This is a genomic window from Halobacteriovorax marinus SJ (genome assembly GCF_000210915.2).
GTDB classification, from domain to species: Bacteria; Bdellovibrionota; Bacteriovoracia; order Bacteriovoracales; family Bacteriovoracaceae; genus Halobacteriovorax; species Halobacteriovorax marinus.
This window is the reverse complement of the sequence record NC_016620.1, coordinates 1-23,430: the sequence shown is the minus strand read 5'-3', so window position 1 is coordinate 23,430 and position 23,430 is coordinate 1. Positions and strand designations below refer to the sequence as shown.

Here is a 23,430-nt window from a genome sequence, read left to right as displayed (position 1 = left end):
ATAGATCTAATCAAAAATGGATTAACAATGAAGCAACTAATTTTCTTAATTATATTCCTTACTTTTTCACAAACTCACGCAAAGTTATTAGATAAAACTGCTGCTGTATTTAATGATACGGTTATTACTTTGAGCCAAATCGAAAGAATTCAAAATAATATTGCAAGTAGAAGAAATATCTCTCCACTTATTTATAAAAAACAAAAATACACAAATTCTGAGATTTTAGAGTTAATGATCGAGAGACTCTTAATAAGAGAGAAGTTAAGCGAGATTGGCTACATTAGAAATGATGAGCAAGTTGAAGCCGAGATCAATAATATCGAAAAGAGACTAGGTCTCTCAAGATCACAACTTCTTAGCTTTTTGAAATCAAATAATATGAGTTTTGATGAGTACTTTGAAATTATTAGAGAAACTATTGAATTCAATATTTTCAACGGAAGAGTTATCAGACCTTTAATTTCAATTACAGATCAAGAAGTTAAAAACTATTTCTATAAGACTTCTAAAGATAAAACTCTGGCCTTTAAGTATACGATCGTAGACTTTTCTCTTGAAGAAACGAAAATGAAGAAAGGTATGCTTAATATCTTTCCTGCAACACTAGAGAAGTTTCAAGTAAATGGAGTTTTACCTAAGAACTTTGAAGATGTTCAAACCAATGTGCTTGGTGACATCACAGAGGACGGATTAACTAATAACTTAAAAGCTCTTTTAAAGAATACTGATGAAGGAAAGTTTACGAAGCCTATAAAGCTCGGAGACACTTATCACGTTTTCTTCGTTAAAAAGAAAGATCTTGTTGAGTCAGAAATTTATCTAAGAGCAAAAGATCAGATTAAAGGGAAGTTGATGGGTGAGCAGGCCGGTGAAGTTACTTCACTTTGGTACAAAAGGGCCAAGAGCAAGCACTACATAAAAACTTTTATTAAATAATGATTTATATTACGCAAGGGCATGAAAGAGGAATAGGCTTAGAAGTATTCCTCAAGTCCTTCAGCTTACTCAATTCAATTCAGCAAAGAAAGTTCACTCTCGTAGTAAATTCTAATACATTGAAAGAGAATTTAGAGAACCTAAGTGCCGAATACTCTATTCACGATTCTAAAGTCACTTATAATTCTAATACATTGAGTATTATAAAAATCGATAAGCTTGAAATTACTCAAAGTACTGACTCTTTAAATGTGGCCCTTAGTAATATCTCTAAGAATGATATATTACTTACTCTTCCTACTTCTAAAGATCAGCTCATAGATGAGAGTATACTTCAAAAAGGTTATACTGAATTCCTTCGATCGAGATTTTCTAATAGTAACTTATGTATGGTTTTTAAAGCCTATGAAGATTCAACTCTACTTATTACAGATCATATTCCTTTAAAGGATGTTCCAGGTAAGATCTCTACAGACCTTTTAAAGTCAAAAATAAATACAACTATCCATGGCTTTAAAAAGTATTTCTTCCCTCTTGAAGAAGTGCTACTCGCGGGTGTGAATCCACACTGCGGAGAAGGGGGACTGCTTGGAGATGAAGATAAATCTATTTTCGAATATAGCAAAATTGAAAACAAAGAAGTCAAAATTAGTGGTCCATATAGTGGTGACACACTTCACTTTCATCGCAATCCTAGTAAGAAACAAATAAAAGTATATATGTTTCACGATCAAGGACTTCCTCAATTTAAAGATAAGTTTAGAACAATAGGTCTTAATATTACATTGGGCCTACCATTCTTAAGAATGAGTGTAGATCACGGCACGGCCTTCGAGCTCTATTCGAAGAATAAAGCAGATTTCAGTGGTTGTTACTATATGTTAAAAGAAGCCATTAAAGTTGATAGGAAATTACAAAATGAGCAACAATAAGTTTATCGACATTCATAAAGCAAGAGTTCACAACTTAAAAAGTGTATCTATAAAGATTCCTAAAAACACTATTACAGTAGTTACTGGTCCCTCTGGATCAGGAAAGAGTTCTCTTGCTTTTGACACTATCTATGTTGAAGGACAAAGAAGATATATAGAAAGTCTTTCTAGTTATGCTAGACAATTTCTAGGGCAATATCAGCCGCCTGAAGTCGAGTCAATCACTGGGCTCTCTCCAGCGATTGCAATAGATCAAAAATCAAGTAGTCGAAATCCAAGATCAACAGTCGGTACGATTACTGAGATATATGATTATATGAGAGTACTTTTCGCTAGAGCGGGAACACTTTACGATCCAACTTCTGGTAAAGAGATTAGAAGATATACTCCAACTCAGATTGTTCGTGAACTCTTAAAGAACCCTGAGAAGACTAAGCTACATATAATGGCCCCTATCATCAGTGGAAAAAAAGTTAGCTTAAAAACAGAGGTAACAAAATATCAAACTATGGGTTTTGTCCGAGCCTATATTGATGGGGAAGTTATCCCTTTAGATGATGCTCCAGCAAAGGCAGACTCATTTGATATTGTTATAGATAGAGTTCTCTTAAAAGATGGTATTGAAAAGAGACTAACAGACTCTGTCGAGCATGCTTTAAAGCTAAGCAATGGAATCGTAAATATTTTAGTAGGAGATGATGAGGTACTCTCATTTAGCGAGAAAAATATATCTCCAACTTCAGGTGAGATCTATCCAGACTTAGAGCCGAGATTATTTTCATTCAATTCTCCTTTAGGAGCCTGTGATACATGTAATGGCATTGGTCAAAAGAAAGATTTTGAGCTTAACCTCATGATTACTGATGAAAATATTTCTATTTTAGATGGTGCTATTAAACCACTTAGTAAGAAGAATTCATTCTTATTTAAAATGGTTCAAAGTATCGCAAATACGGAAAAAGTGGATTTATCAAAGCCACTCAAGAGTCTTCCTAAGAGCTTCACTAAAATATTATTTGAAGGAAGCAAGAAAGAATATAAGTATAAATTTTCTTCAGATAGTTCTTATTACGAATTCTCAAAATCCTTCCCTGGTATAACGAGTTGGTTTGAAAGGAAGTATCTAGAGTCAACTTCAGAGAAAGTAAGAAAAGATCTTGAAGAGTTTATGAATATTAAAAAATGTTCTTCGTGTAATGGTCTAAGGTTAAATGAAATTGCACTGAGTACTCGAATTCTTAAAAAGAATATTATGGATCTATCTGAAATGGATATTCAGAGTGCCTATGACTTTTTTAAATCTGTAACTTTAAAAGGTGAGAAGAAAGTTATCGCGGAGAAGTTACTTAAAGAAATTGAAAATAGACTTCTCTTTCTAATCAATGTTGGTCTTGATTATTTAACAATTAATAGAAGCGCTTCTACTCTCTCAGGAGGGGAGAGCCAGAGAATTAGACTTGCAACCCAAATTGGTTCTGCTCTCTCAGGTGTACTCTACGTATTAGATGAGCCTAGTATAGGTCTCCATCAAAGAGATAATGATAGACTAATTGAAACTTTAAAGTCTCTTAGAGATTTGGGAAATACAGTACTTGTTGTAGAACATGATGAAGATACGATGCGTGAAGCGGATTATATTATCGACATCGGACCCGGAGCAGGTGTTCACGGTGGAGAAATTGTAGCCGAAGGTAACTTAGATCAAATTCTTAAGAATAAGAAATCAATTACTGCAAAGTTCTTAAGTGGTGAACTAGGAATAGAGATACCAAGTGAGAGAAAGAGCTTTAAAAACTTTATTGAATTAAAGAAGGCTAAGCACAATAACTTAAAAGAAGTGAGCATAAAGCTCCCTCTAGGTGGACTCGTTTGTATTACAGGAGTTAGTGGTTCTGGAAAATCATCACTTGTTCATGAAGTTCTAGTTCCTGCAATTAAAACCAATATTGTAAAAACAAATAGAAGCCTATATAGAAGATCAAATTATCACTCAATCATTGGAGCTGATCATTTAAAGTCAATTATTGAATTAGATCAAAGTCCAATTGGAAGAACACCTAACTCAAATCCTGCAACATACTCAGGACTTTTTGATGAAGTCAGAAAATTATATGCGCAAACATCAGAGTCCCAAGTAAGAGGGTACAAGCAAGGTCGCTTTAGCTTTAACGTTAAGGGTGGACGCTGCGAAGAATGTGAAGGCAATGGTGTTAAGAAAATTGAAATGCACTTTCTTCCAGACGTATACATCACTTGTAGTGAGTGTCAGGGCTCAAGATATAATAATGAAACTCTATCCGTTCTATATAAAGGAAAGAATATCGCAGATATTCTTAATATGAGTATCGAAGAAGCAAGTGAGTTTTTCCAGAACCATAAGAAAATGAATCGAATACTTTCAACGATGGTTTCTGTAGGTCTGGGCTATATTAAGCTTGGACAATCAGCAACTACTTTATCTGGTGGAGAGGCCCAAAGACTTAAACTTTCAAAAGAGCTGTCAAAGACTACGAAAGGTCATTGTCTCTATGTTTTAGATGAGCCAACAACAGGTCTACACTTTCAAGATATTAAGATACTGCTTGAGGCTGTCCACTCGCTAGTTGACCAAGGACATAGTGTTTTAATTATTGAACATAATTTAGATGTTATTAAAACTGCTGACTATATTATAGATCTTGGGCCAGAGGGTGGAACTAAAGGTGGGCAAATCATCGCTGAAGGAACTCCTGAACAAGTGGCCAAGACAAAAGGCAGTTACACTGGAAAGTATCTTAAAAGGCTTCTATAAATGAATATCATCAAAGTTGATAATATTAGTGATAAGAATATATCTGAATTTCTCTCTCTAAAGGATAAGAGTCTAGCACTTAGCAATACTATTATTGTAGAAACAGAGAAAGTAGTTCTTAAGCTGCTAAACTCTAATACAGAAGTTATTAAGTTATTTGTAAATCCAGACTTCATTGATCGACATAGTGAATTACTTTCTAAGTTAAGTATTGATATCTACACTGCCGATAAAGAAGTCATGCAGGAGATTATTGGCCACAATCTTCACCATGGAGTTATGGCGCTAGCAAGAAGGCCTGAGTATATTTCTTTAGATGAACTTCAAGACAAAGTTCTTATATTGAATGGTCTCACATCACCAGAGAATATCGGAACGATTGTGAGAAATTGTGCCGCCTTTAATATTAACTCTATTATTATAGATAAGAGAACATGCTCTCCTTATGTAAGAAGATGTATTAGAGTTTCAATGGGTAATATATTTAGAGTTAAAGTTTATAAAAGTAATGATTTAAAATCTGATCTTAAAAAGCTTCAATCTCTTGGCCATAGAGTTATCAGCACTGCTAATCAAGAGGGAGCTATTGATCTCCCTAAGTACTCATTTCCAAAAAAGTCTTGTGTTATTATAGGTAGTGAAGGTCACGGAATAGAGAAAGATATACTAGAAGTCAGTGACGATATAATAAGAATTCCAATCGATGATACTGTAGCCCACCTAAACGCGGCATGCTCAAGTTCAATTTTTCTATATCAACTCTCTCAGTGATTAAACTTTATTAAGTCTTCGAAAAATGCACCAAAGTTCTGTTCTTTATCTGTGATTAGAATTTCTAAGACCCATAGGTTAGCATTAGGGACAATTTCTGAGTCCGCTAGACTAGAGCGTGTAAAGATAGCATGTGGAAAATCACCTAGACGATGTCCTTTCATCATATCGTTAAACTTGTAACCTAATTTTTCTGTGTAGGCTTCTGCAAAGTCATAGAGTGCTGGACCGGTAAGTTTCTTTTCTTCAGCTTCTTTCGCTGTAACTTTAAAAACTTCTTCACTGGCCGATTTTATTTTTTGAAACTCTTCATTATTTCCAACAACAAAAGTTTCACCATAGTCACCCTCGTGCCCATAGAAAACTGGTCCAATATCAATAAAGAAAATATCATCTTCTTGTAGTCTAATTGATAGATCTGACTTTTCTTTAAAAGATTTTAAAGTATTTCTACCGATTCTAAATTTACTTGGATGCCATTTTTTCTCACATCCAAGCTCATTTAATACTTGATCGACAACGATATGAGCATCATCTTCACTCATTCCAACTTCAATTCGAGTAGCAATAAGTTTAACGGCCTCAATCGTTTTTGTTCGACATTTAAGAAAGAGCTCTTCGTCAAAAGAAGAGCTTACACCTTCTATATTAGATTCAATGGCCATTAATTAAACTGGCCCATTAAGCTTGCCATCTCAATTCCTGACATCGCAGCATCCCAGCCCTTATTTCCGGCCTTAGTTCCAGCACGCTCAATAGCTTGCTCAATTGTATCTGTAGTTATTACACCAAAAATAACAGGAACTTCAGTTTCAAGTGAAATTCTAGATACACCCTTTGCCACTTCTGAACAAACATAATCAAAGTGAGGAGTTGTTCCTCTAATCACTGCGCCTAAACAAATTACTGCATCGTACTTATTAGTCTTTGCTAATTTCTGGGCCATAAGGCTTATTTCAAAAGCTCCAGGTACCCAAGCAACATCAATATCTGATTCTTGAGCTTGATGCCTTTTTAAGCAATCAACTGCACCGTTTACTAGCTTTCCAGTAATGAACTCATTAAATCTCGCAGAAATAATTGCGAACTTCTTTCCTTCGGCCGATAAATTACCTTCGATAATATTTGCCATTGTTGCTCCTAATTTATTGAATCAAATAAATGATTCATTCTATTTTTCTTAGTTCTTAAGTAATTAATATTAACATCATTGGCCAGTATCTCTACTGGGTGTCTATTAACAATCTCAAAGTCTGCTTCTTCAAGAGCAGTAACCTTAAGAGGATTATTAGTCATAAGAGCAACTTTACTTACTCCTATATCTTTGAGCATAGATATCGCAATATCATATGTTCTTAAGTCATCTCCAAAACCAAGGGCCCTATTAGCATCTACTGTATCTAAACCTTGATCTTGCAGAGTATAGGCCTTAATTTTATTTGGAAGTCCGATTCCTCTTCCTTCTTGTCTCATATATAGAACGACACCTGATCCCGCTTTCTCAATTTCACGCATTGAGTTTTCAAGCTGCTCTCCACAATCACATCTTAAAGATCCAAAAATATCACCAGTAAAACACTCTGAATGAATTCTCACTAGAGTAGGTAAGTCTTTTGAGATATCACCTTTTACGATTGCTATATGGTGCTCCGCTGTGTCTTCAACTTCATACATTCTTAGTTTGAAGTTACCAAACTTATTTGGAAAAGGAATCTCACTCGTCATGCGAGCGACTTTCGCATCTTTCTTCTTTCTATAGTTAACTAGATCTTTAATGGTAACAAATTTTAAATTATGCTTTCTTGCCACTTCCTTGAGATCTTCAGTACGGGCCATCGTCCCATCTTCATTCATAATCTCACAAATAACGCCAGATGGATGACAACCAGCAAGCTTAGCAAAGTCAACTGCTGCTTCTGTGTGACCATTTCTCTCTAAAACACCACCATCTTTAGCTATTAGTGGAAAGATATGTCCTGGTCTAACAAAGTCACTGGCCTTGGTTTCAGTCTTTGTTAAAGCAAGTGTAGTAAGAGATCGATCTAGGCATGATATTCCAGTACCACCATTATTCAAATCAATTGAGACAGTGAAAGCCGTGTTGTTACAATCATTTGATCTAACCATTAAATCTAATTCTAGTTCAGTGGCCCTATCTTGAGTGATAGGAGTACAAATTAGACCTCTACCATATGTGGCCATGAAATTAATTGCTTCTGGAGTCACCTTATCAGCGGCCATTATAAAGTCGCCTTCATTCTCTCTATCTTCATCATCGATTACGATAATTATTTTACCTAATCTAATATCTTCAATGGCACTTTCAATACTATCAAACATTTAAAAACCTTTTGACCTTAGCCACTCTTCACTCATTTGAGACTTTGTGGTTGTATGATTTCCCTGATAAAAAAGCAAGTTTTCAACATACTTACCCAAAATATCAACTTCTATATTTAAAATTGAACCTATTCTTCTATTTCTTAAAATAGTGTTCATCCATGTATGAGGAATAATAGAAACAGTAAATGTATTACTCTCTCTATCTACATCTGCGACTGTTAAAGAAATACCGTCAATCGTCACGGAACCTTCTTTTACAATATATTTCATCTGATCTCTAGAAACTCTAGATCTCAATTGATAATTCTTTCCTTTATTTTGAATATCTACAATTTCGGCCATCGCATTTACATGACCCTGAACTATATGGCCTCCAAGTCTGTCGCTCGCTCTTAGTGCTAACTCTAGATTAACTTCTTCTCCGACTCTAAGTTTTCCAAGAGTTGTTTTCTCAAGACTTGTATGAACTGTTTGAACAACAAAGTGGTCTTCACTTACTCTAATTGCAGTTTGACAGGCACCATTAATTGATACCGAATCATCTATCTCTATTTCACCGATTAAGCTTTTTGAATAGACAGATAATTCTATTCCCTCTGTATTATTATTAATTGATTTTACGATTCCAATTTCTTTTACTAACCCTGTAAACATTTTTGTCCTCCAGAGTATGTATGATAAATAATTTGACCATCGAAATTTTCAATCTCGCTAATATTTAACTGGATTGCTTCACTCATTTTTTGCTTCTTATCATTCTTATAGTAGGAAATTCCATTCCCAATAATTTTAGGACAAATAAATAAGCTCAATTTGTCGTACTCCACCTGGTCAATAAATGCCGTAATCACACTCTGACCACCTTCAACAAGAATTGAAGATATTTTTAAAGCGCCGAGCTTTAGAAGTAGATCATTTAAATCAAAAGAATCCTCTTTCTTCTCTACAGTGATAATACGAACACCTTTGTTTTCGAAGAATTCTATTTTTTCCTCAGAACATTTATCTAATGAATTAGCAGAAGTTAAGATTATAGTTTTAGCACTAGCTGAATCGTTAAAGACTTTAAACTCAGTAGAGAGCTTATCTACTGAACATAAGATTATTCGAAATGGATGTTTACCCTCAGCATCTACTCCCATTCTTATATTAAGAGTAGGGTCATCATTCTCTAAAGTATTTCGTCCAATCAATACGGCATCATACTTCTTTCGCCACTGATGAACTCTCTCGCGGGCCAGTTCACTACTAATCCATTTTGAATCCCCAGAGTCCGTTGCAATCTTCCCATCCAATGTCTGGGCCAACTTAATATGAACAAAAGGCTTTTGTGTCGTTATATATTTAAAAAAAACTTCGTTTAACTCTCTACCTTCTTCTTCAAGAACTCCTACACTAACAGCAATTCCTGCTTCTCTAAGTTTTTTAACACCATTACCTGCAACATAAGGATTAGGGTCTAGGTTAGATATAACAACCCTTTTAATCTTGCTCTCTATTATTTTATTAACACAAGGAGGTGTCTGTTTATTTGTATGACAACATGGCTCTAGATTACAATAAAGAGTTGCTCCCTCAACAGGCTCAACAGCATTATTGATAGCATTTGGTTCGGCATGAGGCTCACCGTATCTCTGATGATATCCCTCTCCAATGATAATATTATCCTGAACAATTACAGAACCTACCAATGGGTTGGGCGATGTCATTCCCGTGGCCTTCTTCGCCAGCGCAAAACAACGTCTTATATATTGCTCATCTATCTTAATATCCATGGGTGCCTTATAGCATATTTTCTATATCTTTCAGATAGTTATGTCTTTTTTTCACATATACAAACCTTCCTAACCCCCCGTAATAACATAGTTTATCTTCATACTGTCTAGCTTCTATACACCTTATGTAATGTTTTCAAGCGAGAACAAAGCAAAATGGTTTAATTCTATAATTAATCCATATTCATTTATGAGGAGAAATTATGAGAACTTTAAAATGCGCCATTCTTTTACTTAGTCTTTTTGCTAGCTCAAATAACTTTGCAAGAAGCCCACACGAATCAGAGTCACTGATTAATAACGAGAATATGGCAGGTAAAATTATCGCTGCTGAAACTAATTACTTAACTGGTGAAGTTGACAGGCTAACTAGAAAGCTAGAATCAACACTTGGTTCACTTCCTATGGATATTTCTCACACTGAAGGTAAAATAATTGCAGTAATTGCAAATCAAGTTGAAAGGGATCTTGAAGAGGTTAAGAGAGATATTGACGCTCTAACATATAAAAGATCTTCAGACATGATTTACACAAAGCTTGAGCAAATCGAAAAAGATATTGAAATGATATAATCCTATAGGGGAGTAGAGCATCGACTCTACTCCTAATCATTTAATTTGCATCAACTTAGTTATCTCTCGTATAATATCGTTATGAGTAAGCTTGATGATCAGCAAATTTCTAATAACGATACATTCTGTATTCTTCCCTGGATTCATTTAGAAATTCGTGAAAATGGAAATATCTATCCATGCTCTAGAAGTTTATCTGCTTATCCACTTGGCGATTTCAAGAAGCTTTCCTATAGCAAGATTTGGAATAGCGAAGAATTTAAGAAATTAAGATTAAATATGCTTAACAATGTAAAATCCAAACATTGTATCGATTGCTATAGAATTGAAAAATATAATGGAACAAGCTTAAGAAAAAAGTTTAACTTTACTAATAAAGATAAAATTCCACTAATTCATCAAACTAAGACAGACGGATCTCTTGAGAAATTTGATCTCAACTTTGTAAGCATTCGTTTATCAAATCTTTGCAATCTAAAGTGCCAATACTGTGACCACAATAGTTCTACAGCTTGGATTACTGATCAAAGAAAACTTGGATACCAAGGTGAAGATTTACTTCGAACAGATTCATTTTCATCTAAGGAAGAGTGTTTAGATTTCTTCTCAAATCATATCGATACTCTTAAGGCCATTTACTTAATAGGTGGTGAGCCGCTGATTGACCCCTATCACAATATTATTCTTGATTACTTTATTGAGCAGGGTAGAAGTGATATCGCAATTACTTATAATTCAAACCTTACTGAACTTTCTGTCAAAGGCACTGACCTTGTAGAGAAATGGAAGTTCTTCGATAAGGTAATCCTTGATGCCAGCATAGATTCACACCAAGAGAGAAATGATTATATTCGTTACGGTTCTAGCTGGGATAAGCTAGAGAGGAATATTGTCCGTTTAAAAGATCATTCAAACGTTAAGTTAAGGTTCTATCCAACCATCTCTATTTTCAATGTCTTCACATTGATAGAATCTATAAAGTACTGGCTTGATAAGGAATACATTCAAGGTCATGAAATCATATTTAATATTTTAGAGGGACCAGAGTATTTCAATATTCAAACTCTACCAAATGAATCTAAGCGAGAGATTAGAGAAAATATAATTCAATTTACTAAAGAGTTATTTCAAAACTACGACATGGCTTCAGCTATACAATTATCTAAGCAATTCAAAGAGCTCCTACAGTTTTTGGAAACATCACATGAAGGTCAAGACAACTTAAGGGCCTTCCGTGAACACTGTGACAAGATTGATCAACTTAGGGGAAGTAATTGGAGAGAAGTTTTTCCAGAATTAATATTCTAAAATAAAAAAAGGCCACTCAAAGAGCGGCCCATTAAGATCTTGTTCTTAATAATCTTAATTATCCTACTAGGAAAACTGAGATTAGTGTAAAGATAACAAGTGATTCCATAAGAGCTAGAGCAAGAATCATTGGTGTTTGAATCTTGTCAGCAGCAGATGGGTTTCTTGCGATCCCTTCAAGAGCTACAGAAGCAGCGTTAGACTGAGCAGCTGTACCACCAAAAGCAGCAATTGCCATTGCGAAGAAGTAAGCTAAGTACTTAACAGATTGAGTGTCCATTCCACCTTCTGCACCAAATGCTTTCCAAGTGAATAAAAGAGGTACTACTACTGCGAAACCTAAAACGATATTTCTCATTTTTAACTCCAAAAAACTCGGCATCTCTCTACCGAGGATAAAATTATAAGCCTATATTCTCTTAGTGGTGCTCAGCATGATCGTGGTGAGCAGTCGCTAAACTAATATAAACCATTGATAACATTGTAAATACGTAAGCTTGAATAAAGCATACTAGTAAACCTAAGAGATAGAATGGAATTGCACCAAATACCCATGCAATATTAAATCCCATAACTTCAAGGTTTAAGAATGTAGTTAAAACTTTGTGGTCACCCATCATGTTACCATTAAGACGTAGTGCTAATGATACTGGACGGATACAAGTAGAAAGAATTTCAATTGGAAAAATTAAAATTGCCATATACCAAAGTGGACCAGCAAAGTGCTTTAAGTAATTAATTGTTCCTAGTTCCTTACAACCTTTTGCATTGAAGTAAATAAATGAAAAACAACCTAATGCAAGAGTAGTTGATAAGTATTCAGTTGGTGGTAGGAAACCTGGAATAAGACCAATAAGGTTTGAAGCAAAGATTAAAATAAATGTCGTTGCAACAAACTTAAAATAAACTGGAGCATCTTTTTCACCTAATACAGCATTACATTGTGCATAGATGAACTTTCCATAGGCCTCAACAAGGTTTCTAAAAGTAAAACCTTTGTCAGGGATAACTGGATTTGAAATTGAAGATAACTTCATTCTGTAGATTACACCTGCAACAGCAAGTAGAAGCCCAATTAAAATAAAAGTCACAACGTGACCTGGAAAATCTACATGAAGAGCCTGCTGAGCAGCTCCGATCCAAGTAAATCCACCTGCAGCAAGTGCATTTGAAGAAGTAAGTAGTGTTAATAGCGCTAAAATATTTCTCATGTTTACTCTCGACCTTTAGTTCTGATACTAAAAGTTAATATAAATATCTGAATTACGTAATTTATCACAGGTATAATTATCCTATTTCCCATAATCTGTCGACTAATTAGTAGGCTTAAAATGAGAATCGTTAATTTTCCTGCAAATAAATACATTATTTTATCTTTCACATTTTGAATATGACCGTCTGTAACTTGGCTCTTAACGAGTTCAAAAACTGCTTCTGCTAACATGGCGAGATGCAACACAGTCGCAACATAAACTACTAAAATTCCGATAATATCATTCCAGCCTCTTGCAAAGAGGAGGAAAGCAGCCGTAGTTGGCAACGAAATCAAAAAGAATTTCTTATGATTTATTCTTGTTTTTAAAAGCATAGTAGACCATCAAGTATATTGTATTGAAGATGATGGCCAGAAAAATCAACACGCCTGTAGTTTTGCTAAGGATTTCTTTCTCTACTAATAGCTTCATCACATAGGCAGCAACTAATATTGTTGATGGAAAACTTAATGCTAATCCTGTGACCTGTAACCACTTCTTATCTAACACTATCTCTTCCTAGAAACTCTTCTGTGAAAAATAGAATTTAATCTATTTTGTAAAACTTCAGTATTAGGGTACTCACCAAGAATTGAATAATAGAGGTTATAGGCCTTCTTAAGCTCTTCCATTGTTTCATAAGCGTTGGCCATTAGAAATTTTGTCTGAACAAGATTTTCTTTATTTGTTTCCCTTTTTAGATATTCCTTCCATGAATCTACAGCTTCTTTCCAATTCTTTTTTTGAAAATTGAGAAGCCCAATTTGATAAAACGATTGAACATAGAATTTATGATTTGTTGACGACTGTATTTTCAAGAATTCAATATAGGCTTTATGATACTCGTTTGCCTTTAAATAATTTTGCGCCAATCTAAATTGATAGAAATCAAATCTTTCTAATCTGGGAGTAAAGTCTACTAGAAGCTTATAGCTTTTTTCACTTTGAATATAATCTTTCGTAAAATTAAATGAAATATCACCAATTCTCTCCTCTGATTTAACTAGCCAAAGAGGGGAGTCAGTAACTTTTTTAATTTCTCTATAGTACTTAATCGCTTTTTTATTTTCACCCAAATTGATTGAGTAAAGCTCTCCCAATTGATAAAAGATTTTCACTTTAATATCGTTAGGAGGATTATCTTTTAAGATTAATTCATATTGTGAGATGGCCTTTCTATATTGCTGCAGACGAATATACTCTTGAGCACCAAGAATTTTCTTATGAAGCCTAGGTGTAAAATCACATGAAATAAAAAAGGCGCTGATAAAAACCAGCGCCAAAATTTTATTCTTCTGAAGTTGAATCATCGATACCATCATCATCAGGATCAACAATTTTCTCAACTGAGACAACTGATTCTCCCTCTTTTAGCTTAATGATACGTACACCTTGAGTCGCACGACCCATTAGTGAGATACCAGATATCTTAGTTCTTACAACTTGACCTTTATCGGTAATAACCATCAAGTCATCTTTATCAGATACTGGCTTAATCTGCTTAATTTCACCGTTCTTATCTGTAAGTCTCATGGCAAGAATACCTTTACCACCACGAGTTTGCTTACGATATTGACTAGCTGCCGTTCTCTTACCATATCCATTTTCTGTAATTGATAAGATCTCAACACTATCATCAATTAATTCCATACCAATGATTCTTTCATCATCATCAATATTGATACCTTTTACACCTTGAGAAACTCTTCCCATTGGACGTGCATCGCTTTCATCAAATCTAATAATCTTACCTGATGTAGAACAAAGAAGTACGTCTTTAGTTCCATCACTAACTCTAACACTACATACAGAGTCTCCATCTTGAACTTTAATAGCTCTTAGACCAGACTGCTTAATATTATTATAATCAGTTAGTGCCGATTTCTTTACGAGACCCTTCTCAGTAGCGAACATGAGGTATTTACCTTCTCTTTCATCTTCTGGTGGAATACACATGATCTCTTTAATTTTATCCCCTGGAGGAACTGGAATAAGGTTAGCAATATTTCTACCTTTGGCAGTTCTTGTCCCTTCAGGAATATTGTAAACTTTCTTAGAGAATACAGATCCTCTATTCGTAAAGAAGAGAATTGTTGAGTGCGTATTCGCCGTGAAAATATCTGTAAAGAAATCCTCATCAGCATTTGAAGCACCTTTAACACCTTTACCACCTCTTTTCTGAGTGCGATAAGTATCCATAGTCATTCTCTTAATATAACCCTTATGAGTTATCGTAACGAGTACATCTTCATTCTTAACTAAGTCTTCGATTTGAATTTCATCGGCCTTAGCTACAATAGCTGTTCTTCTTTCGTCACCATAGTTTTCATTAATCTCTTGGAATTCCGTTTTGATAATTCCTCTAATAAGATCTTCTGATCCTAGAATTTCTTCTAAGCGAGCAATCTCTTTCATTATCGCTTCGTAGTCAGCAATAATTTTATCTCTTTCAAGACCAGTAAGTCTCTGAAGTCTCATATCAAGAATTGCTTGAGATTGGATTTCACTTAAAGAGAATCTTGAAATAAGTTTTGCCTTAGCATCTGCAGGACCTTCTGACTTCTTAACGATCTCTACAACTTCATCAATATTCTCAACAGCAACTTTTAGACCTTCTAAAATATGTGCTCTTTCTTTTGCTTTCTTTAATTCGAAAACAGTTCTTCTAATAACAACTTCTCTTCTGTGGTCAATAAAGCACTCAAGCATTTCCTTGAGGTTCATTACCTTTGGACTTCCATTAGAAATTGATAAGAATATAATACCAAATGAAACTTGTAATTGAGTTGCCTTATACAATCTATTTACAATTACAGATGCTATTTCACCTTTCTTTAAATCAATAACAACTCTAATACCTTCTCTTGAAGATTCATCTCTAATATCTGAAATACCTTCGATGTCTTTGTTATTAACTAAGTCAGCAATTTTCTCTATTAATTTTGCTTTATTAACTTGGTATGGAAGTTCAGTAATAACAATTCTTTCTCTTTCTTGCTTACCGTAAACTTCGATATCAACCTTAGCTCTAATTTGAATAATTCCTCTACCTGTATGGTAAGCAGACTTAATTCCTTCTGTTCCATGAATAGAACCTGCAGTAGGGAAGTCTGGACCAGGAATATGCTTCATTAGTTCATTAACAGTCATGTCTCTATTGTCGATTAACTCAGTAAGCGCCGACATAATTTCTGTTAAGTTATGTGGAGGAATATTTGTGGCCATACCAACAGCAATACCTGAAGACCCATTCACAAGTAGGTTAGGTACTTTAGTAGGAAGAACTTTTGGCTCTTTTAAAGAGTCATCATAGTTCGGTTGCCAATCAACTGTGTCTTTATCTAAATCTCTTAGCATCTCTTCAGAGAGCTTCTTCATTCTAATCTCTGTATACCTCATGGCTGCAGCTGCATCACCATCAATTGAACCGAAGTTCCCTTGACCATCAACCAGGACATATCTCATTGAGAAGTCCTGTGCCATACGAACAAGAGTGTTGTAAACAGCAGAGTCACCATGTGGGTGATACTTACCGATAACATCACCAACAACACGGGCAGATTTTAGAAATGGTTTATTGTGATAATTATTTAAAGAGTACATGGCATAAAGTGCTCTTCTATGAACAGGCTTCAATCCATCTCTAACATCAGGAAGTGCACGGCCAATAATTACTGACATAGCGTAATCGAGATAACAATTCTTCATCTCTTCTTGAATTGCTATTGGTGCAATATTTCCGTGATTTATTTCACCATTTTCTGGAGTATTATTTTCATCTGACATACTAATTCCTTATACGTCTAAGTTTCTTACGTTCAATGCATTTTCTTCAACAAATTGTCTTCTTGGCTCTACGTTATCTCCCATTAGAACAGAGAAAACTTGATCCGCTTCAATTGTATCTTCAATGCGAACTTGTAAAAGAGTTCTATTATCTGGATTCATTGTTGTTTCCCAAAGCTGCTCTGGGTTCATTTCTCCCAGTCCCTTATAACGTTGGATATAAGCACCTTGTTTACCATCAACAATAATATGTTCTGCAAACTCATTTAGTGAATCAAACTCTTTAACACCTGCTTTCTCTCTATCAATAGAGAACTTTGCATTAACATATGACTTCATTCCATCATATCCATTTAAGAGATCTGCATAATCAGGAGATTCTAAGAAGTAAGTATTAAGTTTAAACTTCTTAGTTCTACCAGTAGTACGAACATTAATGTTAATTTGGTTCGACTGATGTGCAAGATCTTCTGTGATTGAGAATGTATACGTCTTTAGCGTGTTTACTTCTTGCTCTTTAAAATAAGCTGTTAACTTATCTAACTCAGCTTGAAGTGCTACTTTATCTTTTAGAATATCAGCTGTGATATGTGATCTCTCAATGATTTGTCTTAGAAGTAACGAATCAAAGTGAATGTCATAACTTTCAACAGTTCTCGTATAATTTCTATACTTATTCACAAGAACTCTAGCTTCATCTGTTGATAAATCTTTTCCGTCAGCTTTGATAACTGTATCTTGTAGAGAGTTTGTAGTTAAAAATGCTTCTAACTCTTTCTCATCCTTTAAATATCTTTCGGCCTTACCTTTCTTATATTTAAAGAGTGGTGGTTGGGCGATATAGACATATCCATTTTCTACAAGCTCAGGAAATTGTCTGTAGAGTAGGGTAAGGATAAGTGTTCTAATGTGAGAACCGTCGACGTCGGCATCGGTCATAATAACAATCTTGTGATATCTTAATTTCTTAATATCAAATTGCTCTTTTCCAACACCTGTTCCCATTGCTTGAACAATCATTTTAATTTCGTTGTTAGCAAGCATTTTATCATAGCGCGCTTTTTCAACGTTTAAGATTTTCCCTTTAAGTGGAAGAACCGCTTGTGTCTTTCTGTCTCGACCTTGTTTGGCAGAACCACCGGCCGAGTCCCCTTCCACAATATAAATTTCTGAACGAGCAGGATCTTTTTCTTGGCAATCAGCCATTTTTCCAGGAAGTCCTGATACAACGAGAGCTGATTTTCTTCTCGTTAATTCACGAGCTTTTCTCGCAGCTTCTCTAGCCGCAGCAGCATCGACTGATTTCTTGATAATTGTTTTTGCCAAACTTGGATTTTCTTCTAGGTATTGCTTTAATTGCTCTCCAACAAGAGAGTTTACAATTCCTTCAACCTCAGAGTTACCAAGCTTATCTTTTGTTTGACCTTCAAATTGAAGCTCTGGCAATTTAATTGAGATAATGGCCGTTAAACCTTCTCTCATATCATCACCAGTAAGATTTGATTTTAATCCTTTTAGTAGATTATTGTCTTTGGCATAGGCATTTAAAACTCTTGTAATAGCAGTTTTAAATCCTGAGATATGCGTACCACCACCTGGTGTACAAATAGCGTTCGCATAACCTGATAGTACTTCAGAGTATGAATCAGTCCACTGCATGGCCACTTCAACTTCATAGTCTTCTCTTGCTTGAGAGAAAGCGATCACTTTCTTATGAACAGCAGTCTTAGCTCTGTTTAAATAAGTTACGAATTCAGCAATACCACCTTCGTAACAGAAAACATCTTTCTTGTCAGAACGCTCATCTTTTAAAGAAATATTTAAACCTTTATTTAAAAAGGCCATCTCTCTAAATCTATTTGCTAATGTATCGTAATTAAATTCGTGAACTTCAAAGATTTCATTATCAGGTTTAAACGTTACAGCTGTTCCAGTAATTTTTGGATCTTCTAGATCTCCGATAACAGCTAGAGGTGCAACAGCTTCTCCACGTTCAAATTTTACAGCATGAAGTTTTCCATGCTTTTTAATTTCCATTTTTACCCATTTAGAAAGGGCATTAACAACTGCAGCACCAACACCATGAAGACCACCTGATACTTTATAAGCACCACCATCTTCATTGAATTTTCCACCTGCGTGAAGTTTTGTATAAACCAGCTCAGCTGCTGAACATCCTTCAGTAGGGTGCATATCTGTAGGAATACCACGACCGTTATCAACAACAGTCACTGAGTTATCTACGTGAATAATAATTTTAATCTCTGTACAGTAACCAGCTAATGCTTCATCGACAGCGTTATCTACGATTTCATATACACAGTGGTGTAAACCTCTTACGGCCGTATCACCAATATACATACCTGGTCTTTTTCTAACGGCCTCTAGACCTTCTAGAACTTTAATTTGGTCAGCATCATACTTTTCGCCGACCTTAGAAATTGATGTGTTTTCAGTTTCCAAAGATACTCCTATAAATCCATTTAAAATCTAATTCATCTTGAATTAGGCATGTTCGTGATAGAACCTGCTTGGACATAAATTTTATTAGCACCGTGAATAGTCTCTAATTCTTCTTTAAATTTTTCGTTCGCTGTTGTTATTAAAACTTGGAACGAGCTCCTTTCTAAGTAATTAATTAATTTCTGCCACCGGTTCTTATCTAGCTCACCAGAGACGTCGTCAATTAAGACCATAGGGAAGGAGTTAAAGTTATACCTAAACAGCTCGATATAGGCAAATAAGAGGCTCAAATAGCTCATTTTTTGCTGACCTAAAGAGCAATATTCAAAAGAATTTAAACCGTCAAAAAGAAGCACATAGTCATCTTTGTGAACGCAGTATGTTGTATGACCTACAATTTCGTCTTTTGGAAGACGCTCTTGAAGCATTTGATAGATGTCATCTTCACTCGCTCCAATAACTCTTGAATCAAGTGTGATTTTCAATAAATGTTCTTCGCTGAAAATTTCTTTAAAAGTTTGTGTACAGAAGCTCTCTATCTCACTCAAAAATTTAAGTCTCGTATTTGTTAAGATACAGCTATATCTGGCCAACTCTAAATCAATTGCACGGATTTGTTCTAAATACTTCGCTGGTTTCTTGCTCAATAGAGAATTTCTAAAGCGAAGCGAAGAGTTATACCTTGAGAGGCATTTCTTATAGTTTGAATCAATCTGAGAAATATGCTGATCCATCCACTGTCTTCTAAAACTAGAAGTATTATGGAATGCATAGGAATCAAAAGGATTTATAAAAACTAATTTTATATCCAATTTTCTTTTCATTGGTTGTCCATCTACAAACCAATGAGTAGTCTTCGCATCCATTTTTGCTGAGAGACTCATTTTATTTGAATGTTCATCCAAGAAGACTGATGAAAATATAATTTCTGGTTGTTCACAGTCTATCCCTAGAAATTGTGGAAAAGCTGTATTTTTACGAAAAGATTTTCTTGTGCTCAGTACATGGAGAGCTTCTAAGATATTTGTTTTACCATTTCCGTTTTCACCAAGAATACAATTGATACCACTATTGAATTCTATAATGTCTGGCTGCAAGTTTCTAAAGTTTGTAACTTGCAGCTTAGAAATTTTAAAACTTTGCATTAAAGCTTAAGAGGCATAATAATTCCTAAATAATTAGGAAGTGAATTTGATTTGATGATTATTGGACTAAGTTCATTATTTAACTCAAGAGAAATTTCTCCCTCGTCGAATGAATGTAAAGTATCAATTAAGTACTTTGCATTAAATCCAATTTCCATTTCTTTCCCGTTATAATCTACAGGCATTGTTTCCATCGCATCACCTAGAGATGGATGGTTAGCTGTTAAAGTCATTGTCTGATCAGAGAGCTTTAAACGAACACCATTCGATTTTTCATTCGACATAATTTTAATTCTTCTAATTGCATCAAAGAAAGAATTTCTATCAGTCGTCATCGTGTAAGTTGTTTTATTAGGAATTACAGCTTGATACTTTGGATATTCTCTAGCAATTAATCTAACAGAAAGAAAGTATTCGTTCTTCGCATTAACGTAGAGGAAAGTATCGTCAACAGATAATTCAATTTCACTATCTGGATAAGTTTCTGAAATTTTCTTTATTTCGAAGATACCTTTTCTTGGAATAATAATCCCATTAATTAATGTTTCGTTATTATTCTCTGAGAGATCTGTTTCTAATAGTGAAAGTCTATGTCCATCAGTAGCAACAGCTCTAAGCTTTGAATCAATCTCTTGGAGATAAATTCCATTTAAGTATAATCTTGTTTCATCATTTAAAACTGCATAAGAAGTTTTATTAATTATATTTGCTAATTGCTCACTAGATAATTTGAACTTATTAACATCTTGGTTGAAAACTAGGTGAGGAAAGTCATCTGCTTTGTAAATTAAAAGTGAGTAGTGAATATCTCCACAATTTAATTTTAAAGTATTTGATTGATCGTCTAGAGAAAGTTCAATTTCAGTACCTGGTAGTTCTTTTAAAATATCAAATATATTCTTTGCATTTACACAAAACTTACCTGGGTTATCCACTTGTGCTTTGATAACTACTTTCGAAGAAACTTCTAAGTCTGTTGCTGAAATATTTAATTGATCATTTGCTGTTTCAATTAACGTGTAAGTTAGTATCGGTCTTGAATTTCTTTTATCTACAACTGATAGAACTTTATTAAGAGCTGATTTTAAATCTTCTGTGTGAAGTCTTATTTTCATTTTCTTTCCCTATATTTTTGACTAGAAATATTTATCCTTATCAGATTACTAAATCAACGTACTTTTTAATTTCTTTTTTTATCTCTTCTATTTATATATTTATATTTAATTAATATATATTATATATACGCTGTGGATAAGTTTATAACTTCAATTTAATCAATATTCATCGGTATTTCAACGAATTCTAACTTATGAGCAACTATGGAAAACTTTGTGTATAGATCTTAGCTGTTTCGTATATTATTTTTTTATTCATAATTTTAAAGTTTCCTACCATTTAATCCACGGCCTTATTCACAACATTTTGCATTATGAATTTTGCTCTTTGTTAATTCTCTATTTTTCCCTCTTTTTACTCACAATTTATTCACTTGTGAGTAAGTCTTAAAAACTTAATTAAGATACTGTTTTTATTATATTTATTTGTTCACACCCTCTGTGAGTAAATTGTGAATTCTTTAATTGGGCCGTGAGTTATGAATAGATTGATGAGTTATCCATAACTGGGCCGTTGATAACTTTTTTTTGAATAGTCATTTACTCATATTTCAACGTGAATAAATGACTACTCACATGTGAATAAGTTAATAAGTAAAAAAAAGGCCCAATAAATTGAGCCTAACTTTTTTAAAATTTCTTTGTATTAATTAAAGAGTGTTTTCGATTGTAACAATATCTCTTGAGAGTGCGATATCGTTATTCATTTTTTCTTTGATGGTTCTCTCAGCATGTACTACAGAGCTGTGGTCTCTGCCCCCATAGAACCGGCCAATTTCTTCTTGTGTAGCGTTTACTATCTTTCTTGATAAGTACATTGCTACAAATCTAGCATTCACAATATCTTTTGTTCTTGCTTTAGACTTAAGATCTGGAACAGGAATTTTAAAATGTTGTGAAGTTGCTTTGGCCACAATATCTAATGTAATTTTTCTTTCTACATCACTACTGCTAAGTCCAAGAATGTCTTTAACCATTTCTGTGTCCACTTCAACGTTCATTACGTCAGCGTAGGCACAGAGCTTAACAAGTGATCCTTCAAGCTCTCTAATATTGGTTTTAATAGAGTTTGCAATGAGTGTTAGGATATCATCTTGTAGGTATAGGTCTAATTCGTAGGCCTTTCTTTTTAAGATTGCAATTCTTGTTTCAAAGTCTGGCTTTTGAATATCGATAACAAGACCCCACTGAAGTCTAGTTTTGATTCTCTCTTCAATACCATCGATCTCTTCAGGTGACTTATCAGATGTGAAGATAAGCTGTTTTCCATTAGTATAAAGACCGTTGAAAACGTGAAAGAGTTCGTCCTGTGTTCCTTTCTTTCCTTTTAACTCATGAATATCATCAATCATTAGAACATCAATTTTCTTTGTGAACTTCTCTTGAAAAGCATCAACAGTCTTAGATTTAACAGACTCGATATACTCTTTCATGAAATCTCTAGCTGTTGTTAAGTAAACAACGTACTGAGGAAAATTCTCTTTGATCCCATTGGCAACAGCATAGAGGAGGTGTGTTTTACCTAGCCCTGAGTTTGAATGTATATAAAGAGAAGGGTACTTACCTTGGTCTCCAGGAGTTCTAGAGATGGCCACTGCTGTAGCATGGGCAAGATTATTTGATGGACCAACAATGAAGTTATCAAATGTCTTTGTTGGATCAATATTCATTCCAGGATCACTCATATGCTGAATGTACTGGCTTTCAACTTTTGAAAGTTTGTCATTAGTTGTTGGAGAAAGATCTAGTGTAAATGTAGCTTCCCCAGCTGATTTAGGCTTTTCGTTAAGTATTGCCTCGCTTGGAGCTGGAGCTTCTTCAGTGTTTTGGTTAACAATATTAATGATAACCTCATATTCTTTTCCAAGAACTTCTCTGATAGTTGCTTTAACTTCATTTAAGCAATGTTTCTCAATCATTGTCTTTATTAGTTGATTGCTAACGTTAAAGACAATTGAGTCCATTGTAATATTTGTGAGTTTGAAGACTCCTGTGAAATACGCGTTGTATTTTTGAGGACTTATCTTGCTCTCAAGTGTACTTAAGAAAGTAGATTCGATTGTTTGAAACTCTTCTGCTGAGAAAATTTCATTAATAGGATCTTGTGTATATTCTTCTTTAATATCTTCTTTTAGGAATTTAAGCTCTTTTAAGCTTTTGTTTTCATTGAAAACATCGGCGGAGTTTTGTGTATTGCTAGACTTAAGAAAATGCTCAAATGGGAACTCTTGGCTCAT

General features: G+C 34.4%; 21 protein-coding genes. 6 read left to right on the top strand and 15 right to left on the bottom strand.

From position 1 onward, the window contains the following. The first annotated feature begins 27 nt into the window (after nucleotides 1-27). Genes BMS_RS00105 through BMS_RS00090 form a run of 4 tightly spaced genes read left to right on the top strand, consistent with a single transcriptional unit; the run spans nucleotide 28 to nucleotide 5,433 of the window. Nucleotides 28-939 (top strand): SurA N-terminal domain-containing protein, encoded by a 912-nt coding sequence (locus BMS_RS00105; protein WP_014242752.1) that lies wholly within the window; start codon nucleotides 28-30, stop codon nucleotides 937-939. Next, nucleotides 939-1,871 carry a PdxA family dehydrogenase gene (locus BMS_RS16515; RefSeq protein WP_014242751.1) on the top strand — a complete coding sequence of 311 codons (933 nt, stop codon included), beginning with the start codon at nucleotides 939-941 and terminating at the stop codon, nucleotides 1,869-1,871. The genes BMS_RS00105 and BMS_RS16515 overlap by 1 nt, the downstream gene beginning before the upstream one ends. Then, complete coding sequence (gene uvrA / locus BMS_RS00095; protein WP_014242750.1) at nucleotides 1,858-4,662, top strand: excinuclease ABC subunit UvrA; 2,805 nt, start codon at nucleotides 1,858-1,860, stop codon at nucleotides 4,660-4,662. Before BMS_RS16515 ends, uvrA begins: the two co-directional genes overlap by 14 nt. After that, nucleotides 4,663-5,433, top strand: coding sequence for a TrmH family RNA methyltransferase (locus tag BMS_RS00090; protein WP_014242749.1), 771 nt, complete (start codon nucleotides 4,663-4,665; stop codon nucleotides 5,431-5,433). On the opposite strand, the gene BMS_RS00085 is transcribed toward BMS_RS00090, so the two are convergent. Genes BMS_RS00085 through ribD form a run of 5 tightly spaced genes read right to left on the bottom strand, consistent with a single transcriptional unit; the run spans nucleotide 5,427 to nucleotide 9,551 of the window. Next, nucleotides 5,427-6,098 carry a M24 family metallopeptidase gene (locus tag BMS_RS00085; RefSeq protein WP_014242748.1) on the bottom strand — a complete coding sequence of 224 codons (672 nt, stop codon included), beginning with the start codon at nucleotides 6,096-6,098 and terminating at the stop codon, nucleotides 5,427-5,429. The two genes, BMS_RS00090 and BMS_RS00085, sit on opposite strands and share 7 nt — an antisense overlap. Continuing rightward, nucleotides 6,098-6,565: a 6,7-dimethyl-8-ribityllumazine synthase gene (gene ribH, locus BMS_RS00080; RefSeq protein WP_014242747.1), complete on the bottom strand. Its 468-nt coding sequence runs from the start codon at nucleotides 6,563-6,565 to the stop codon at nucleotides 6,098-6,100. Before ribH ends, BMS_RS00085 begins: the two co-directional genes overlap by 1 nt. Nucleotides 6,566-6,573: 8 nt before the next feature. Next, on the bottom strand, nucleotides 6,574-7,773 hold the full coding sequence (locus BMS_RS00075) for a bifunctional 3,4-dihydroxy-2-butanone-4-phosphate synthase/GTP cyclohydrolase II (RefSeq protein WP_014242746.1): 1,200 nt from the start codon (nucleotides 7,771-7,773) through the stop codon (nucleotides 6,574-6,576). Beyond that, entirely contained in the window at nucleotides 7,774-8,430 is a 657-nt protein-coding gene (locus tag BMS_RS00070; protein ID WP_014242745.1) for a riboflavin synthase, read from the bottom strand. It abuts the gene before it with no gap. Next, nucleotides 8,415-9,551: a bifunctional diaminohydroxyphosphoribosylaminopyrimidine deaminase/5-amino-6-(5-phosphoribosylamino)uracil reductase RibD gene (gene ribD / locus BMS_RS00065; RefSeq protein ID WP_014242744.1), complete on the bottom strand. Its 1,137-nt coding sequence runs from the start codon at nucleotides 9,549-9,551 to the stop codon at nucleotides 8,415-8,417. Before ribD ends, BMS_RS00070 begins: the two co-directional genes overlap by 16 nt. A gap of 203 nt (nucleotides 9,552-9,754) precedes the next feature. Between ribD and BMS_RS00060 the strand changes: the two genes are divergently transcribed. Beyond that, nucleotides 9,755-10,123: a hypothetical protein gene (locus tag BMS_RS00060; RefSeq protein WP_014242743.1), complete on the top strand. Its 369-nt coding sequence runs from the start codon at nucleotides 9,755-9,757 to the stop codon at nucleotides 10,121-10,123. Nucleotides 10,124-10,204: 81 nt separating this feature from the next. Continuing rightward, nucleotides 10,205-11,431, top strand: a complete 1,227-nt coding sequence (locus BMS_RS00055; protein WP_157868203.1) for a twitch domain-containing radical SAM protein — start codon at nucleotides 10,205-10,207, stop codon at nucleotides 11,429-11,431. Between the two features lie 58 nt (nucleotides 11,432-11,489). Here BMS_RS00055 and BMS_RS00050 read toward each other — a convergent pair whose 3' ends face one another. The 10 genes from BMS_RS00050 to dnaA form a co-directional block, all read right to left on the bottom strand. Beyond that, nucleotides 11,490-11,789: an ATP synthase F0 subunit C gene (locus tag BMS_RS00050; RefSeq protein ID WP_014242741.1), complete on the bottom strand. Its 300-nt coding sequence runs from the start codon at nucleotides 11,787-11,789 to the stop codon at nucleotides 11,490-11,492. A gap of 61 nt (nucleotides 11,790-11,850) precedes the next feature. Next, nucleotides 11,851-12,642: a F0F1 ATP synthase subunit A gene (gene atpB, locus BMS_RS00045; protein WP_014242740.1), complete on the bottom strand. Its 792-nt coding sequence runs from the start codon at nucleotides 12,640-12,642 to the stop codon at nucleotides 11,851-11,853. Nucleotides 12,643-12,644: 2 nt separating this feature from the next. Continuing rightward, nucleotides 12,645-13,019 carry a hypothetical protein gene (locus BMS_RS00040; protein ID WP_014242739.1) on the bottom strand — a complete coding sequence of 125 codons (375 nt, stop codon included), beginning with the start codon at nucleotides 13,017-13,019 and terminating at the stop codon, nucleotides 12,645-12,647. Beyond that, complete coding sequence (locus BMS_RS00035) at nucleotides 12,991-13,194, bottom strand: hypothetical protein (RefSeq protein ID WP_014242738.1); 204 nt, start codon at nucleotides 13,192-13,194, stop codon at nucleotides 12,991-12,993. Before BMS_RS00035 ends, BMS_RS00040 begins: the two co-directional genes overlap by 29 nt. Continuing rightward, nucleotides 13,194-13,994 (bottom strand): tetratricopeptide repeat protein, encoded by an 801-nt coding sequence (locus tag BMS_RS00030; protein WP_014242737.1) that lies wholly within the window; start codon nucleotides 13,992-13,994, stop codon nucleotides 13,194-13,196. Before BMS_RS00030 ends, BMS_RS00035 begins: the two co-directional genes overlap by 1 nt. After that, nucleotides 13,972-16,470, bottom strand: a complete 2,499-nt coding sequence (gene gyrA, locus BMS_RS00025; RefSeq protein ID WP_014242736.1) for a DNA gyrase subunit A — start codon at nucleotides 16,468-16,470, stop codon at nucleotides 13,972-13,974. Before gyrA ends, BMS_RS00030 begins: the two co-directional genes overlap by 23 nt. A 9-nt stretch (nucleotides 16,471-16,479) precedes the next feature. Further along, nucleotides 16,480-18,933, bottom strand: a complete 2,454-nt coding sequence (gyrB, locus tag BMS_RS00020) for a DNA topoisomerase (ATP-hydrolyzing) subunit B (RefSeq protein ID WP_014242735.1) — start codon at nucleotides 18,931-18,933, stop codon at nucleotides 16,480-16,482. A gap of 32 nt (nucleotides 18,934-18,965) precedes the next feature. Then, nucleotides 18,966-20,078 (bottom strand): DNA replication/repair protein RecF, encoded by a 1,113-nt coding sequence (gene recF / locus BMS_RS00015; RefSeq protein ID WP_014242734.1) that lies wholly within the window; start codon nucleotides 20,076-20,078, stop codon nucleotides 18,966-18,968. After that, nucleotides 20,078-21,193, bottom strand: coding sequence for a DNA polymerase III subunit beta (gene dnaN / locus BMS_RS00010; RefSeq protein ID WP_014242733.1), 1,116 nt, complete (start codon nucleotides 21,191-21,193; stop codon nucleotides 20,078-20,080). Before dnaN ends, recF begins: the two co-directional genes overlap by 1 nt. Nucleotides 21,194-21,843: 650 nt before the next feature. Further along, nucleotides 21,844-23,430: chromosomal replication initiator protein DnaA (dnaA, locus tag BMS_RS16510; RefSeq protein ID WP_052590536.1), on the bottom strand; the 1,587-nt coding region annotated here is incomplete at its 5' end.

Coding starts and splice junctions, on each gene's coding strand:
- BMS_RS00055 (WP_157868203.1), top strand. CDS start 10,205: ATGAGTAAGCTTGATGATCAGCAAATTTCTAATAACGATACATTCTGT.
- BMS_RS00040 (WP_014242739.1), bottom strand. CDS start 13,019: ATGCTTTTAAAAACAAGAATAAATCATAAGAAATTCTTTTTGATTTCG.
- BMS_RS00090 (WP_014242749.1), top strand. CDS start 4,663: ATGAATATCATCAAAGTTGATAATATTAGTGATAAGAATATATCTGAA.
- gyrA (WP_014242736.1), bottom strand. CDS start 16,470: ATGTCAGATGAAAATAATACTCCAGAAAATGGTGAAATAAATCACGGA.
- atpB (WP_014242740.1), bottom strand. CDS start 12,642: ATGAGAAATATTTTAGCGCTATTAACACTACTTACTTCTTCAAATGCA.
- dnaN (WP_014242733.1), bottom strand. CDS start 21,193: ATGAAAATAAGACTTCACACAGAAGATTTAAAATCAGCTCTTAATAAA.
- BMS_RS00030 (WP_014242737.1), bottom strand. CDS start 13,994: ATGATTCAACTTCAGAAGAATAAAATTTTGGCGCTGGTTTTTATCAGC.
- ribD (WP_014242744.1), bottom strand. CDS start 9,551: ATGGATATTAAGATAGATGAGCAATATATAAGACGTTGTTTTGCGCTG.
- BMS_RS00070 (WP_014242745.1), bottom strand. CDS start 8,430: ATGTTTACAGGGTTAGTAAAAGAAATTGGAATCGTAAAATCAATTAAT.
- BMS_RS00075 (WP_014242746.1), bottom strand. CDS start 7,773: ATGTTTGATAGTATTGAAAGTGCCATTGAAGATATTAGATTAGGTAAA.
- BMS_RS16515 (WP_014242751.1), top strand. CDS start 939: ATGATTTATATTACGCAAGGGCATGAAAGAGGAATAGGCTTAGAAGTA.
- BMS_RS00060 (WP_014242743.1), top strand. CDS start 9,755: ATGAGAACTTTAAAATGCGCCATTCTTTTACTTAGTCTTTTTGCTAGC.
- ribH (WP_014242747.1), bottom strand. CDS start 6,565: ATGGCAAATATTATCGAAGGTAATTTATCGGCCGAAGGAAAGAAGTTC.
- BMS_RS00050 (WP_014242741.1), bottom strand. CDS start 11,789: ATGAGAAATATCGTTTTAGGTTTCGCAGTAGTAGTACCTCTTTTATTC.
- recF (WP_014242734.1), bottom strand. CDS start 20,078: ATGCAAAGTTTTAAAATTTCTAAGCTGCAAGTTACAAACTTTAGAAAC.
- BMS_RS00085 (WP_014242748.1), bottom strand. CDS start 6,098: ATGGCCATTGAATCTAATATAGAAGGTGTAAGCTCTTCTTTTGACGAA.
- uvrA (WP_014242750.1), top strand. CDS start 1,858: ATGAGCAACAATAAGTTTATCGACATTCATAAAGCAAGAGTTCACAAC.
- BMS_RS00105 (WP_014242752.1), top strand. CDS start 28: ATGAAGCAACTAATTTTCTTAATTATATTCCTTACTTTTTCACAAACT.